This window comes from Aliivibrio logei (genome assembly GCF_001691055.1).
Taxonomy (GTDB): domain Bacteria; phylum Pseudomonadota; class Gammaproteobacteria; order Enterobacterales; family Vibrionaceae; genus Aliivibrio; species Aliivibrio salmonicida.
In genome coordinates this window covers 351,509-366,402 of sequence record NZ_MAJU01000008.1, presented here as the reverse complement: position 1 = coordinate 366,402, position 14,894 = coordinate 351,509, and the positions used below count along the sequence as shown (strand labels likewise).

The window sequence follows — 14,894 nt, the reverse complement described above, 5'->3', positions numbered from 1 at the left end:
TACATTGTTGCTCTTAAACTGTTAAGATGCACTCTCAAATGGAGAGTTACATGACAAGTAAAACAAAAGCAACGCGCGAAGTTAAAACAGGGAAGAAAACGAAGCAAGCCAATACGGATACTGCGGCTAAGCAAGATCCTCGTATAAAGATCGAAGACATTTTAGCACAAAGAGAATTTGATAAAATGTTTGAGTTATAAGCTTGCTTTATATAGCTAAGTGCAAAAGAGAAGAACGTATAGCTATAAACGCTTACGTTCTTTTTTTTGGTTACAACTTTAATGATAAATAAGAGCATCGTTTAAATTAACGGTATTTAGATTGAGTCATCAGATAGGTAATTAAACTATTCATAACGCTATTTTTTACTATATCTAATGACTTATTTAGCATGTAGATTGTAATGTATATTACAAATAAAGATAAATATTTCCCCCAGATATTTATCTTTATATTCATTATGGGGAAAAATTATTAAGGTTTAGGAATGAAGCTTAAAAGCTTGGTATTGAGTATTAGTGCAATATTATTGGGCGGTTGTGGAACGACTATTGAAAAACAAGATTATAACGCTGATTTGATTATTAATAATGGACAAATATTAACGATTAATTCTTCAATGCAAGTTATCGATAATGGTGTTGTTGTGGTTAAAAACAATAAGATCATTGCCGTTGGTAGCGCTGAATTATTAGAACAATACCAAGCACCTAAAGTGATTGATGCAGAAGATGGTATCGTTATGCCAGGTATGATAAATAGCCATAACCATTTACCGATGATCGCTTTTCGAGGTTTAGGAGAGGAGGGTATTTCAAATCGATTATTTGCGTATTTTTTCCCATTAGAATCTGAGAAATTAAGCAGAGAACTAATTTATAGCGCAACTAAATTAGGGGCGATTGATTTAGCTCAAAGTGGAGTAACAACTTACGCTGATATGTATTACCACATGGATGAAATGGCAAAAGCCACCAAAGAGGTAGGCTTAAGAGCCGTTCTTGGTGAAACGGTGATTAAATTTCCGGTGGTAGATGCTAAGCAACCTTATGGGGGAATAGAATACGCGGAATCATTTATTAATGAATATAAAAATGATCCTCTAATTACGCCGGCGTATGCGCCTCATGCTGTTTACACCGTAAGTAAAGATAAGCTTCAAGAGATTAATGGATTATCAGAGAAATACGATGTGCCCGTGTTAATTCACGTTGCTGAGTTTCCAAACGAAGAACAAAGAATCAAAGACACGACAAAAGCAACATCCCCCGTTGAATATTTAGATGAAATAGGGGTACTTGATGAACGTGTTGTTATTGCTCACGGTATTCACCTATCTCAACGTGATCAAGCATTGTTGAAAAAATCCGACGTTGGTGTCTCTTACAATCCAATGGCGAATGCCAAAGGAGCTACAGGGATTGCCCCAGCCTGGGACATGTATCGAGCTGACATGAGAATCGGCTTAGGTACTGATGGACCTATGAGCTCAAATCAAGTCGATTTATGGCGAACATTAAGCTACGCCGCAAATATGCAGCGTTTGAAACACTCTGATAGAACAATCATGATCCCTGAACAAGTCATCGAAATGGCAACACTTGGCGGAGCAAAAGCACTTCATATGGAAGATGAGATTGGTTCGTTAGAAGTTGGGAAAAAAGCGGATATTGTGATTGTAGAAACACAATCAGCGAACATGATGCCAAGTTATGATCCGTATGCTACGCTGGTTTATCAAGCAAACCCGAGTAATGTTGATACCACGATTGTTAATGGCAAGATAATTATGGAAAACAGAGAAATGTTGACTGTGAAATTGGATGATATTCGAGACAGTATTGAACAGTTTGAAAATGATATTGCCGTATTTGCAAAAGAGTTATCTAAAAAAGCAATTAAATCGAAAAGCTTAATGGATTAGTCAATGTAATCCTTATTTTATTATTAATATAGCCCGCAGTATTGTGGGCTTTTTTATGTCTAAAATACTTAAATTTCATATTGTTAAAGGTGTTTAATGTTATTGATAAATGCAATAATTACGTGTGTAGTAATTTGATAGACTATAATTATTATGCTCGTTCTAATGATCAACGGGTGTAATGGTATCAAGGAGAAAACAATGGCTTACGTAGAACCAATTAAAAGTAGGAAACATCTTCGTTACGCAGAAGAGTACTTAAAGATGAACCATGATCCTACCTTTACTCTTATATGGAAAATAGGGCTAGAAACAGGGTTAAGGATAAGCGATATATTATCAATGAAATACAGTGATATTAATTATTCAATGGGACGTTGTGAGATTATTGAGAGTAAAGGCACATTAGCTCGAAAAACGAAAGCGAAACACAAAGTGTTAAAGAAAATTAAAGATGAATTGTTTTTACATTATCAAGGTAAGCCTAAAAAAATGACGGCATTGTATATTACGCCATATCAATACGTTAATAATTTAGCGCCGTTAACATGGCAACCGATGATCGATGCCCGAATTAAACAAGCTCAAGATTCAGTCTCTCCTGTGATAAGACGGGTTTATTTGAGTAAAGAAACGGTCACTATTTTAAAAAAACGCGAGAATAAGTATCAATATTTACATTGTGACGATATTTTTAATCGCCGCACGTTATTAAGTAATAGGGCCAAAAACAAGGAGGGACGACTGACAAGACAAGCGTGCTGGCATGTTTTTTCTAAATTAACGTTAGTATTAAAAGAAATAGGCGTAAATGTGAAAGTAGGGTGCCACAGTTTAAGAAAGAGTTTTGCGCGGCATTTGTATTTTTCTACAGGTAAGGACATTAGTATGTTAATGACGACGATTGGACATCAATCAGAGAGGATAAGTTTAAAGTACATTGGACTGTCAGAAGATGAGACAGAAGTCGCACAAAAGGGATTGATTAGATATTTTTCGATGAATTTTCAAAGTGGTGAGTTTGATCACGTAAATGAACCTTAATGATTAGTTTTCATTATTGTCGTTATATTTAACATTCGTTATTTTAATTCTCTCGTTGTTAATACCTCCTTTTATTTTACAGAAGTAAGGAACGGTTTATAGTTAAATTTATACTTAGATAACAGTTACTTATATTTGCGTCTTTCATTTAATAAAATTCTACTCTATTTTTATACTCTCCTCAAATCATCCTATCTATTAGTCCATTCTATTTAATTAACATTCCCTTACATTTGTAAAATAGAATCACGCTTTTTTGGTGCTTATAAACTCTGAAGATTATAGCTAATTTTCCGGAGGGTACTTTTACTGCCTTAGTTTTAAGGAGGCATTACGAAGATAAGAACATCATGAGCTTTGCTATGTTGTTTTTATTAAATAACAGGTTTTCCTATTTCCGAAGTGACAGCACAAAGTGATTTGAATTATCTATTATATTTAAATTTCTTATAAAGAGGTGTTATGAGTAACCAAACGTTGATATGTCGTTCTATGCAGTCATTTTTTGATCTTTGTGATAATAAATTAGTTACGTTATGCAATATTCATTGTACGTTTCTGATAATAGAAAGCGATTTTCTATGGATGGAAATTGAATTGAGGTCAAAAGGAGGTAAAACACTCACCTCCAGTAAATCTGCTAATCATAATAAATATGTACCTTAAGAGAATTAAGGCAAATATTTATAGCGTGACGTTATCTTAATGAGTTGTTTTTCATAAACTGTTCATCAATATTTTTTAATTTCATTTCATCCATAATGAAATTAACCGTATTTAAGAGTTCTTGCTCTCCTTTAGGGACAAGATAGCCGAATTGGCTTTTAGTAAATGGGGTCTCACAACGCGCGGCTTCCAATCGTTTATCGGTTGCTTGATAAAATAATGCTTCAGGTGTTTCGGTTACCATGACATCAACTTTACCAGTGGCGACTGCTTGTGGGACATCAAGATTATTCTCATAACGTGTAAAGGTCGCATTTTGTAGATGAGCGTCTGCAAATATTTCATTGGTACCACCAATATTGATGCCAACACGCACTTCTTTCATGTTCACTTTATCGATGGTATTGAATGCGTCGGCTTTTCCTTTAGCAACAAGAAAGCACTTCCCAAACGTCATATAACCTTGAGTTTGTTCTGCGTGTAATTGGCGTTGTATTTTTCGTGTTATTCCACCCATTGCAATGTCATATTTATCTGCATTTAGATCTGGAATAAGGTTTTTCCAAGACGTTTTAACTAATTCAAGCTTTACACCTAATTGGGCTGCGATGTGTTTAGCAACGTCAATGTCATACCCTGTATAGTTTTTTCCATCAAAGGAAGAGAAGGGTTTGTAGTCGCCCGTTGTGCCGATACGAATGACGCCAGATTCTTGAATCTCATCTAATCTATCTGCTTGTGCTGAACATGAAGCAGCAAGCAATACTGAAAGGCATAATAGTTTCTTTTTCATAAGATATTTTTATTGATTAAGTTAGATAACAAATCTATCACCTTTTGTTAAAGTAACACATCAAACCATTCAGTCAGTAACCATAAAAAAACATATTTTATTGTCTGCATTCTCTTTATTTCATTAAATACATTTAGGTTAGTTATAATAATATCATTAAGTGTTAATAATATAGATTAGTTGTTAGTGGCATTATCTCTCGTCCCTTTTGTTATAAGGCGTCTCTCTGGTTTTTACCCGTAAACTGGATTATGATTTGCGGCTTTCCTGTTGCTGTGTAAATTATCATGACTATTCTTTTGCTGTTACAAATTAGCCTTATTATTGGTGGGTTAATTTTTCTTTATATGTTGATTTCATTATGGCTCAGAAAAAAAGAATCAGAGAAAAAAACGAACGTATGGGCGATTGGTCTGATTGGTGGTTTTGCTAACTTTTGCGACACGTTAGGTGTAGGCAGTTTTGCAATAAAAACGGCGGGCTATAAACAATTTAATTTGGTTGATGACCGAGTATTACCCGGGACATTAAACGCTCAAGCGACGATGGCGACGGTATTTCAAGCATTGATTTTCTTAACTGCAGTTAATGTTGATTTAACCACGTTATTGAGCCTAATTATTGCGGCTTGTGTCGGGGCAACGGTAGGGGCTCGCTTGGTATCCAATTTTGATCGTCAATTGATTCGTTTAATTATGGCGGGTGCGTTATTTATTGTTGCGATGTTGATGTTTGCTGGTCGTTTTGAATTATTCCCATTGGGGGGGGATGCGCTCGGTCTCTCGGGTGAAAAATTAGTTATTGCTGTTATTGGTAATTTTATTTTTGGTGCCTTGATGACGGTTGGTATTGGGTTGTACGCGCCTTGTATGACGATGATTTATTTATTAGGGATGAACCCACTGGCGGCTTTTCCTATTATGATGTGTTCATGTGCTTTCTTATGTTTTTTCTCTGCCGGTGGCTTTATTAAACAAAAAGCCGTGAATTCTAGGGCCTCATTGGTTGTGGCCATTACAGGGCCGATTGGGGTATTGATTGCTGCTTTTATCGTGAAGTCTCTTGATGTTGATATGCTTGCTTGGCTAGTGGCAATTGTTGTTCTATATACCGCCATTATGATGCTACGTTCTTGGCGTGCAGGCCGAAATGAGGTGATGATTGAATCAACCGATCAATAAATAGTCGATAAAGCATCATTTTCTATCACATAATTATTGGAGTTATAAAAAGTTCATGGTATTTTTCGTACACCAATTTTTTATGGATGTTTTATCATGCCAAAGGCAAGTGATATTAAGAAAGGTTCAGCAATTGAACACAACGGTAAAGTTTATTTTGTTAAAGAAATCACTAAGCTAACACCTAGTGGCCGTGCTGGTGCAACGTTATTCCGTATGCGTATGTACGATGTTGCAACGGGTTCAAAAGCAGATGAAAGTTTTAAAACTGATGAGATTATCACTTTAGCTGATTTCAGCCGTCGTAGTGCGACTTTCTCTTATGTTGATGGTAATGAGTACGTATTCATGGATTCTGAAGACTACACGCCATACACTTTCAACAAAGAAGCGATTGAAGAAGAGTTGCTTTTCATCTCTGAAGATACACAAGGTCTTCAAATTCTTATCGTTGATGGCGTACCCGTTGCGATTGAATTGCCTTCTGCTGTAGATTTAGAAATCGTAGATACAGCACCTTCAATTAAAGGCGCTTCTGCAAGTGCTCGTACTAAACCTGCAACAATGACGACAGGCTTAACAGTACAAGTTCCTGAGTATATTGCTAACGGTGAAAAAGTTAAAATTAACACGGCTGAACATAAGTTCATGAGTCGCGCTTAATTTTTACTATTATATAAATAAAATGAAGGCCAGTAATTCGATGAGTTACTGGCCTTTTTCTATTTTTACAAATCAATAAAATTTAATCTTGGTCTATTTTAGGTGAGTAAATAGAGTAAGCGGTGATTTGCCCTGCAACAATGGCTGAGAACATAAAGAGGGCGGATAACCCAATACTCGGAATCGGAAGTATTGATTCTTGAAACACACTTTGACTTGCACTTACTAAGACCCGACTTCCTGGAACAAGAATAATAATACCTTGAATAATAAAGATAATACCCGTCAGATTTAAGCGTTTAGCTATCCATGTGCCATAAAGTGTGATCAATACGGTTGTTACCCAAGTACCGACCACCCATCCTCCATCAAAGCCTAAATAGAAAGGCCCCCACATACCTAAAACGGCGACAGGTAAGCTGTAGATCATATCTTGGAATCTAGCTTTAAACATGACGCCAAGGCAAAAAGAAATTAAAGGTAAACCTGCGATCTGTAACCATAGAGGAAATTCGTTTTGATATTTTACGGATTCAGGGATAGTCCATAAAGCGTCACCAATGTGAAAGCCAATGATAATACCGATAAAAAGTTTGATTAAGGTAAGAAAGCATTGGCCAAGTAAACTGGTGCCAGAGACTAAGTCGTTAAATGCTAAGCATTCTAAGGCATTCGCGATAGATAAACCGGGAACAAAGAGAACTATTGCAGCAATGCATAACCCTAATATGGGGATCGGAAAACCTAAACTTGCGATAAAAGTAACGATGAGAGTTATGACTAAAGCACTAAAAAATTCAACAGCGATACTGCGACGTTTAGTGCAGATCGTTTGACAACCCCAAACAATAAAACCAAGCAGAAAGCTGACCCATAATGCTTCATAGGTCGAGCCTACGAGCATCAAAAAAGCAGGGGGAATACAAATGTTTGCTAATGCAACCATCCATGTAGGAAAGAAGATGCTTTCAGCAGGAGGAGAGCTTTCATTTAATGGTTGTTGTAAGCGGATAATGGTATTTGCCAGCAAGCCTAAATCAATGCCTGCTGGCTTGTGTCGCTTCATGATGACCGCATTATCATCATCAGGAAACTGATAGTTTATAGAGGTAGGTGTTGCTTGGATCATGCACTCTATGCCATATTTATTTGCATAAAAAGTGGTATAACGTTCTACTTTATAGGGAGCACACCCACATCGGTGTAGGGTGTCTCCAATCTCAACAATCCGTTTGATTCTATATTGTGAAGGCATATCCGTTTCCTACTACTTTTTAATTAGCGTTGATTAAAATAAGTTACCGTCTCTAACCAGTTCACGAGGAAGCCCATTCTTTATGCGGTTACCAACCCATTTACCTAATCCAATCACGGCACCGTTAAAGGTGACAATGGTTTCGCCTTTACCTACATTATCAGGACGAACATCACGACCCATATACCATTCACGAGCTTGTTCTATGGTTAATTCAGAACTTGTTGGATTATCTGCTTTTGCAATAGCCATAATTGCTTCATGCTGCCAGCGATAGCCTTTCTTGTGAGTTTCTGCGAGTTTGAATCCAATACGGTGATAACGCATTTCACCGATTAATGAGCTCATTCTTTTTGGAAACGCCCATACTTCTTTATCTCGGATCCAAAGTTCATTGGTTTCAGGAATAGATAATTGCAGCGTGTTATGTAGTTCATCTTCAATTGCTTTTATTTCTTTTTGATTTGCTAAAGCAAAAGGGAACTTACCTAATCGTTTTTTAACTTCTGGCGCAATCGTTGCCGAGTTTTTACGAATCTTTGCAACGAAGAAGCCTTCACTGTCAAAGATTTGAGGGTAGATATGTAGAAAGCCTTCTTTTGTTAATGCTTTTTCTGCATTCTCAAAAAGATCACCTAATGGCTCAAACGTGACGGCGTCACCGAACTCGGTCACTAAATGATGACAAATGTTTTGGTTTTCTTCATGGTTTAGGGTGCAAGTTGAATACACCATAACACCACCGGGCTTAAGAGCGTGGAACGCACTTTCTATTAGATCACGTTGAGTATCGCCAATTTCAATAACCGATTCTGGGCTCCAGTTATGCATAGCGTCAGGATCTTTACGGATTGTCCCTTCACCAGAACAAGGCGCATCCAGTAGAATTGAATCAAATGTTTCAGGTAACCAACCACCAAATACACGACCATCAAAATGGGTAAGAGCTACGTTACTCACACCACAACGCTGGACGTTTGAACACAATATTTTTACACGACTTGACGAATATTCATTCGCAACTAAAGCGCCTTTGTTTTTCATTCCCGCGGCAAGTTGGGTTGTTTTTGACCCCGGAGCAGATGCCATGTCTAATGCCATTTCAATATTGTCATTGTCTTTTAATAATGCAGTGACGGGCATCATTGAACTGGCTTCTTGAATGTAAAATAGACCAGCCATGTGCTCAGCGGTACTGCCTAACTTTACAGTATCGCTTTCTTGTCTTGTGATCCAAAATCCGGTATCACACCAAGGCACTGGGTCCAATTGCCATTGTTTTTCTTCGGCTCTTTTTTTGAATTCTTCAACACTGTTTTTTAGTGTATTCACACGAATGCTGCGACGTAAAGGGCGTTTACAAGCGGCAACAAATTCGTCCATAGAAAGGTGAGAAGGCATAGTTTCTTGAACTTGTGCTAAAAAAGCATCGGGTAGAAAAATATTATCGTGCACGAAGAGATCTCATTGGATGATGACTATGGGAGGGAGTGTAATACCTATTGAGCTTATTGTCTAAATGGAATTAATTGAAAGACTTAATTATTGAAAGAATTGATAATAAAAAAGCAGCTATAAAGTAATAGCTGCTTTTTTATACATTAAGACGTGTGGTTATTTGTCTTATTTATTTGGGTTTGGTATTGCTGCGTTCCACAACGGCCAATCGTCTTCTGATGTTTTATACAGTAAGTATGATTTGTTTTCTTTTGCCTGTGGAGCTAAAGATTCATCATCTGGGGTAGAGAAAGCAATCCCGCCACGTAAGATGCTATCAACAGTACCGGCTCGAACTTTTGCACCGCTGATACCAATCGACATATTTACACCAGACACATTCCAGAAAACACTGTTTTCTCGAATTAAATAAGCATAGTTTGGTTGAACACCAATAGTGATAATAATACGGTCAGATAGATCACCTAACCTAACATCAACGACTTCACCGACTTCAATTTCTCTAAATAAAAGTGGGGTGCCTACTTTAACTGACCCGCGAGTGGATGACTCTAAGGTGTAATTTATAAGTGCAGCGGCTTGTGGTTGGTCAGTTAAAGAAAATTGAGTTTGTACTTTTCCTTTTCCTTTTCCTGGTGTGACTTGAATATAACTGCCAAGCAGTGTGTCTAGATTTTCTGTTTTAGTCAGGCTAATTGTTGGTTTTACTACCCAAAAATGACTGCCTGGAATGGCAATTTGATTTACGTATTCTGGAAAGATCCGAGCCTGTATATACACATTACTTTGTTTGAAGTTTGGTGTTACCTTACTTATCTCACCAACAGTAACGCCCTGATATTTAATCAGTGTTCCTTTTGATATTGATGAACTGTCTTTCGCAGTGAAAGCAATGATCTTTCCGAATGCTTGTGCTTCAGAAAGAGTTGAGTAGAGCTTCCACTTTTGACCTAATTTATTTTCTACGCCTTGAATGTTATCAAAACCAATACCACCACGGATCATGGATAGTAGAGGGGCCGCTTGAATATTTACACCACTTAAGCTGGCCTCAACATTAACGCCAGAGTAATTCCAAAATACAGTGTCACTGTGAATAAGGTGAGCATATTGCTTTTCAATATTTACTTTAATGTTTACGCCATCGTTACCAAGGCTGAAATCCGTCACTTTACCAACAACAAGGTTACGATAAAGAATAGGGCTGTTCTTGGTAATAGGAGGAAGTTCTGCACTGAATAAAGTGAGCTCTGTACTTTTTTCTGTTTTAAATTGAGCGAGTTCGGCTAATGAACTGTTTTTAAATAACGTGTAATTCTTTTGCTTGTACCCTTTACCTTCACTCGTGAAACTTATCGAGCCTGAGATCAATTCTTGAGCGGGAGGAACATCAATACTTAGTCCTGAATCGGTTAACTCGGCAGAGACACTACCAGAAACAAAGAATTTGTTATGTGATTTAATAAGGCGTTTGTATTGTTCAAAAATCATTGCTTCAAATTTGACTCGGTCACCAACTAAAGCGACATGAGTGATCGAACCTACTTTAATGCCTTTATATAAGATTTTAGTATCGGCAGTTAAACCAAATGAGCGATCTGCGTATAAAGAGAACGTTATTGCTTTAGCGTCTTGTTTTATTAACTCTGGTTTACGAATAGCCGAGAACGTTCGTGATTTATCTCCTTCACCAGGAACCAGTGTTAAGAAGTTACCACGGACTAAATTACCGATATTTTCGACACCAGAAAGGCCGACCTTCGCTTCTTCTAGTACGAAGCGAGAGCCATCATTTAAGTAATCAGCAAACGCGGGTTCAACGGTTGCTGATGCAATGATATCTTTTTTATCGTCTGATAATTTTAAGCTGTTGATCTGACCGATTTCTAATCCTCGGTACATAATCGATGAGCCATTAGGACTAATTTGATTATTGTCCGGTAGTGTTATTTTAATGGAAATACCACGGCCAGCGGTTTTGATATTTGAGTAAAGACGGAATTCTTCACCATTATCAATCGCTTTACCATCATCGGGTGAATCCACAGCAATAGCCCCACCAATTAAGGCCGATAAACTTTCAAATTGCACATCAACGCCATCAAATCCAATACTGGCACCAATGCCACTGGCATTCCAAAAGCGACTTTTAGACGTAATTAAATGAGCATATTCTTCATCAATTAAGGCTTTGATTTTTATCTTGTCGGTCTTTTCATCTAATTTGAAGTTATACACTTCACCAATCGGAATTTTTTTATAATAGATTTTTGAACCAACCGAGATCGAACCAAGATCACTGGATCTCAATGTAATGTTTAATCCCGTCGAATTTGGTTGAATGACAGGGGAGTTAGCCAATGCATTAAATTGTGTTTTTGCTTCGCCTGAACCCGGTAAAATTGCAATGTAGTTACCAGAAACAAGAGCGTCTAGCCCTGAAATCCCAGTTAACGAAGCTTGTGGTTTTACTAACCAAAACTGAGTGTTGTCTTTTAATAGCTCGGACGCTTCAGGATAAATGTCAGCATCTACATAGATATTCGATAAGTCTTTCGATAAGGTGATGTTTTTGACCATACCGACTTCTAAGCCTTGGTAGCGAATCGTTGTTCTACCCGCGGTTAAGCCTTGAGCATCATCAAAATAAATTTGAATACGTTGCCCTGCCTCGACAAAAGCAGAATATACAAGCCAGCCGCCTAAGCAAAGGGCAAGTAAGGGCAAGATCCAAAGCGGGGATATACCGCGTTCGGTTTTGATATTTACTTGTTCGATTGAAGAATCAACGTTTTTTGGCGCGTTCATAATTATCCCAAATTAGACGAGAATCAAAACTTTCTACGGCTAGCATAGTAAAAACTACAACTAAGCCAAAGGCTACTGCACCCATTCCGGGTGTAAAATCTAAAATTTGTCCACGGTCAATCAAGGTCATCATAATTGAAATTACGAATAAATCCATGACTGACCATTTCCCTATCAATTTTACCGCGACATAGATAGACATACGCTGGCGATGAAAAATAGTACGTTTAAATTGAATGCAAAGGAGTAAGTAACCTAACCCCAGAATTTTCGCTACAGGTACGATGATACTGGCAACAAAGATTATGATGGCAATACCGTACATGTCTGATTGAATAAGCCCTGCAACCCCAGAAAAAATAGTGTCTTCAAGGCGTTTCCCATTTGTTAATAAAATTGAAATGGAAATAATATTCGCAGGAATAATGAAAATACTAGCAGCAATTAAATAAGCCCATGTTTTTTGTATGGATTTTGGTTTTCTTTTGTGAATCGCACGTTTACATCGAACACAATGAGTTCCATCTTGTTGGGTAAAATGGCAGTGCTCACAATGTATCGAATTGAGAGGGTCCGTAATTGGAGCTTCAATCTTCGTTTGATTTTTTCTTTGCCATGCTCGCCAGTAGCGTCGCGCACTTACATGAGTGAGCAATAAAGAAGTGACAAACTGCAAAAGGATTAATCCGTATAATCCAGAACCGACAAAAATATCGGCATGGTCTTGTATTTTAAAACAAGCAATCGCTAAACTGACGAGAAGGACATCTAACATCATCCAATTTTTTAAGTGTTGTACTGTAGTAACGCTTATACGAAATAAATTAAACCATTTTTTTCTAAGGGCAAGGTGTGCTGCGACAACGGAAGAACACACAAGCAGAGGCGCAATAGAGCTGCAAAATAGAATCAATAACCCAAGCATTGGAAACCCTTCAGACATCAGAGTGATTGAACCTGATGGCAATGTAGCTGGGATCATGACACCAAATAGTTTAATGGTGACGAGTGGGAAAAAATGCGAAGGTATAAATAGTAACAACGCAGCAATGGCAATCGCCAAATCACTGTTTAGTGAAATACGATTACCACGATAAAGCTGCGTATTGCAGCGAGGGCAGTGAGCATTTTGCTTTTTGTCTACCTTCGCTACTTCTACAACAAGGTCACAACCGTGACAGCGACGAAACTTAGCGTCTTCCACGATGGTTATCCAAGAGATTAACTTTGTATTGATCCATAAAGTGTCTGATAGAGTCCTTGTTGTGTAACGAGTTCATGATGAGTTCCTGATTGAGTTACTTTTCCATCATCTAAAACATAAATCGTATCGGCTTGTTTTACGGCACTTAGTCGATGAGCAACAATGAGTGTTGTGCGTCCTACCAAGAAATCACTTAATGCCTTATGTAATGCCGCTTCTGTTGCCGTATCCAGTGCAGAGGTTGCTTCATCTAAAATAACAAATTTAGGATCGGTTAACACCATCCTCGCAATAGCCAATCGTTGACGTTGTCCACCAGATAACTTTACACCTTGGCGACCAATTTGCGTCTCTAACCCATCCGTTAGTTGAATGACGACATCTTGCAGTTGAGCTACATCAAGCGCATTCCATAATAAATCATCAGAATATTCACTGCCTAATGTCAGATTATGCCTTAGTGTGTCATTAAATAGTATAGGTTGCTGTAATACAACCGAGATTTGGTTACGAATCTTTTCAAATCCAACGTCTCGAGTGTCATGACCATTAAATAATATTTGACCACTATTGGGTTGATATAATCCCAGTAACAGTTGGATCAGTGTCGATTTACCACCACCACTTGCACCAACCAGAGCCACTTTCTCTCCTGGATGGATAGTTAATGACAAATCTTTTAAGACATGCACTTCTTCGTTATAACTAAAGTTTAGATCAGAAATAGAAATACTGGCGGTTACATGAGAATCAAATGGGTTAACAGTACTATTAACTTTAGGTTCTTCATCAATATGCAGCAACGTATTTATTCGTTTTAGTGCGGCAGAAGCGCCATACCAAGAAAATTGAATACTTAATAATTCTTGAATTGGTGACAACATTACCCATAAGTAACTAAAAATAGCGAACATTTGACCAATACTTAAGTCGCTCATTAATACCATTATCATTGCAGCAGCGCGGAAAAGTTCAAAGCCTAATAAGAAAAGCAGAAAAGAAAGACGACCAGCAGCTTCTGATTGCCAGGTAAATTGATCGGCACTGTTTCTTATATCATCTGCTTGTACTTGTAGCTGCTTTAAAAAGGTACGTTCACGGTTAGATGCTCGAAGTTGATAAATCCCATCTAAGGTTTCAATTAATCGAGTTTGAAATTTTTCATAGGCTTGGTTTTCTTTCTTTTTTAAGTCTTTTACTCGATTGCCTAATTTTCGAGAAAAATAGATCACGATAGGGTTAACAAGAAGAATGAATAAACCAAGTTGCCAGTTGATCCAAAGTAGAACACCAGCAGTGCCTAGTACCGTTAAAAAAGAAACAATAAAGCGACTTAGTGTCGGGCCTAAGAACTTATCGATGGTATCGATGTCTGTAATGATATGTGAATTGATTCCACCGCTTCCACGAGACTCGTATTCTTTCATGCTAATGCGACTGAGTTTATCAAGCAGTTGTAAGCGGATCTGATAAGTAATCGTTTTAGAAACAAGACTGAATTGACGGCCTTGAATAATATTTAATATTTGGCTGATGATCCGCATTAAGATCACAAGAACAAGAACTAAGAGAATATAGCCGACAGGGCTTTGCCATGCAGAAGGAAGCAGGGTGTTTAGTAATTCAACACCAGTAGCCGGTTTGTGAAGTAGGACTTCATCGACCATTAATGGCATGAACAATGGAATCGGTACGCTAATGAGTGTCGCGACGATGGCGATTAAATTAGCACTAAATAGGCGCTTTTTATAGCTTCGAGCTTGCCTTAGTAGCCAATTCCAGTTAATTGTAGGAGAAGTAATGTTATTCACAATGAGAATGATTCCTATTATTGTATTTTCGGAGGCATTGTACTCAGTATAATTAGAGTCGCAAGTGATTGGTATAGTTAATACTTA

At 37.7% G+C, this 14,894-nt stretch carries 11 protein-coding genes; 5 read left to right on the top strand and 6 right to left on the bottom strand.

Going from position 1 to position 14,894, the window contains the following annotated elements; genetic code table 11:
- The first annotated feature begins 50 nt into the window (after positions 1-50).
- The 3 genes from A6E04_RS21270 (at position 51) to A6E04_RS05870 (ending at position 2,968) form a co-directional block, all read left to right on the top strand.
- Entirely contained in the window at positions 51-200 is a 150-nt protein-coding gene (locus tag A6E04_RS21270) for a hypothetical protein (protein WP_017020745.1), read from the top strand.
- Positions 201-487: 287 nt separating this feature from the next.
- Positions 488-1,924, top strand: coding sequence for an amidohydrolase (locus tag A6E04_RS05875; protein WP_065610445.1), 1,437 nt, complete (start codon positions 488-490; stop codon positions 1,922-1,924).
- A gap of 201 nt (positions 1,925-2,125) precedes the next feature.
- Positions 2,126-2,968: a tyrosine-type recombinase/integrase gene (locus A6E04_RS05870; RefSeq protein ID WP_065610443.1), complete on the top strand. Its 843-nt coding sequence runs from the start codon at positions 2,126-2,128 to the stop codon at positions 2,966-2,968.
- 697 nt (positions 2,969-3,665) lie between these two features.
- On the opposite strand, the gene A6E04_RS05865 is transcribed toward A6E04_RS05870, so the two are convergent.
- Positions 3,666-4,427 carry a transporter substrate-binding domain-containing protein gene (locus A6E04_RS05865; protein ID WP_023603225.1) on the bottom strand — a complete coding sequence of 254 codons (762 nt, stop codon included), beginning with the start codon at positions 4,425-4,427 and terminating at the stop codon, positions 3,666-3,668.
- Between the two features lie 287 nt (positions 4,428-4,714).
- Between A6E04_RS05865 and A6E04_RS05860 the strand changes: the two genes are divergently transcribed.
- Positions 4,715-5,608 (top strand): sulfite exporter TauE/SafE family protein, encoded by an 894-nt coding sequence (locus A6E04_RS05860; RefSeq protein WP_017020741.1) that lies wholly within the window; start codon positions 4,715-4,717, stop codon positions 5,606-5,608.
- Positions 5,609-5,704: 96 nt separating this feature from the next.
- Positions 5,705-6,271 (top strand): elongation factor P-like protein EfpL, encoded by a 567-nt coding sequence (gene efpL, locus A6E04_RS05855; RefSeq protein WP_023603226.1) that lies wholly within the window; start codon positions 5,705-5,707, stop codon positions 6,269-6,271.
- 82 nt (positions 6,272-6,353) lie between these two features.
- Here the strand turns inward: efpL and A6E04_RS05850 are convergent, their stop codons facing one another.
- From A6E04_RS05850 to A6E04_RS05830, 5 genes are all read right to left on the bottom strand, one after another.
- Positions 6,354-7,526 carry a threonine/serine exporter family protein gene (locus tag A6E04_RS05850; RefSeq protein WP_017020739.1) on the bottom strand — a complete coding sequence of 391 codons (1,173 nt, stop codon included), beginning with the start codon at positions 7,524-7,526 and terminating at the stop codon, positions 6,354-6,356.
- 33 nt (positions 7,527-7,559) lie between these two features.
- Positions 7,560-8,981 carry a 16S rRNA (cytosine(1407)-C(5))-methyltransferase RsmF gene (gene rsmF / locus A6E04_RS05845; protein WP_065610441.1) on the bottom strand — a complete coding sequence of 474 codons (1,422 nt, stop codon included), beginning with the start codon at positions 8,979-8,981 and terminating at the stop codon, positions 7,560-7,562.
- Positions 8,982-9,149: 168 nt separating this feature from the next.
- Positions 9,150-11,792 carry an MlaD family protein gene (locus A6E04_RS05840; protein ID WP_023603228.1) on the bottom strand — a complete coding sequence of 881 codons (2,643 nt, stop codon included), beginning with the start codon at positions 11,790-11,792 and terminating at the stop codon, positions 9,150-9,152.
- Complete coding sequence (locus A6E04_RS05835; protein WP_017023232.1) at positions 11,770-12,996, bottom strand: paraquat-inducible protein A; 1,227 nt, start codon at positions 12,994-12,996, stop codon at positions 11,770-11,772. Before A6E04_RS05835 ends, A6E04_RS05840 begins: the two co-directional genes overlap by 23 nt.
- 17 nt (positions 12,997-13,013) lie before the next feature.
- Positions 13,014-14,807: an ABC transporter ATP-binding protein gene (locus A6E04_RS05830; RefSeq protein ID WP_422614046.1), complete on the bottom strand. Its 1,794-nt coding sequence runs from the start codon at positions 14,805-14,807 to the stop codon at positions 13,014-13,016.
- Positions 14,808-14,894 lie beyond the last annotated feature (87 nt).

Bases quoted from the DNA above. Each gene is read 5' to 3' on its own strand.
- A6E04_RS05875 (WP_065610445.1), top strand. From the start codon at position 488: ATGAAGCTTAAAAGCTTGGTATTGAGTATTAGTGCAATATTATTGGGC.
- A6E04_RS05870 (WP_065610443.1), top strand. From the start codon at position 2,126: ATGGCTTACGTAGAACCAATTAAAAGTAGGAAACATCTTCGTTACGCA.
- A6E04_RS21270 (WP_017020745.1), top strand. From the start codon at position 51: ATGACAAGTAAAACAAAAGCAACGCGCGAAGTTAAAACAGGGAAGAAA.
- A6E04_RS05850 (WP_017020739.1), bottom strand. From the start codon at position 7,526: ATGCCTTCACAATATAGAATCAAACGGATTGTTGAGATTGGAGACACC.
- A6E04_RS05865 (WP_023603225.1), bottom strand. From the start codon at position 4,427: ATGAAAAAGAAACTATTATGCCTTTCAGTATTGCTTGCTGCTTCATGT.
- A6E04_RS05840 (WP_023603228.1), bottom strand. From the start codon at position 11,792: ATGAACGCGCCAAAAAACGTTGATTCTTCAATCGAACAAGTAAATATC.
- efpL (WP_023603226.1), top strand. From the start codon at position 5,705: ATGCCAAAGGCAAGTGATATTAAGAAAGGTTCAGCAATTGAACACAAC.
- A6E04_RS05860 (WP_017020741.1), top strand. From the start codon at position 4,715: ATGACTATTCTTTTGCTGTTACAAATTAGCCTTATTATTGGTGGGTTA.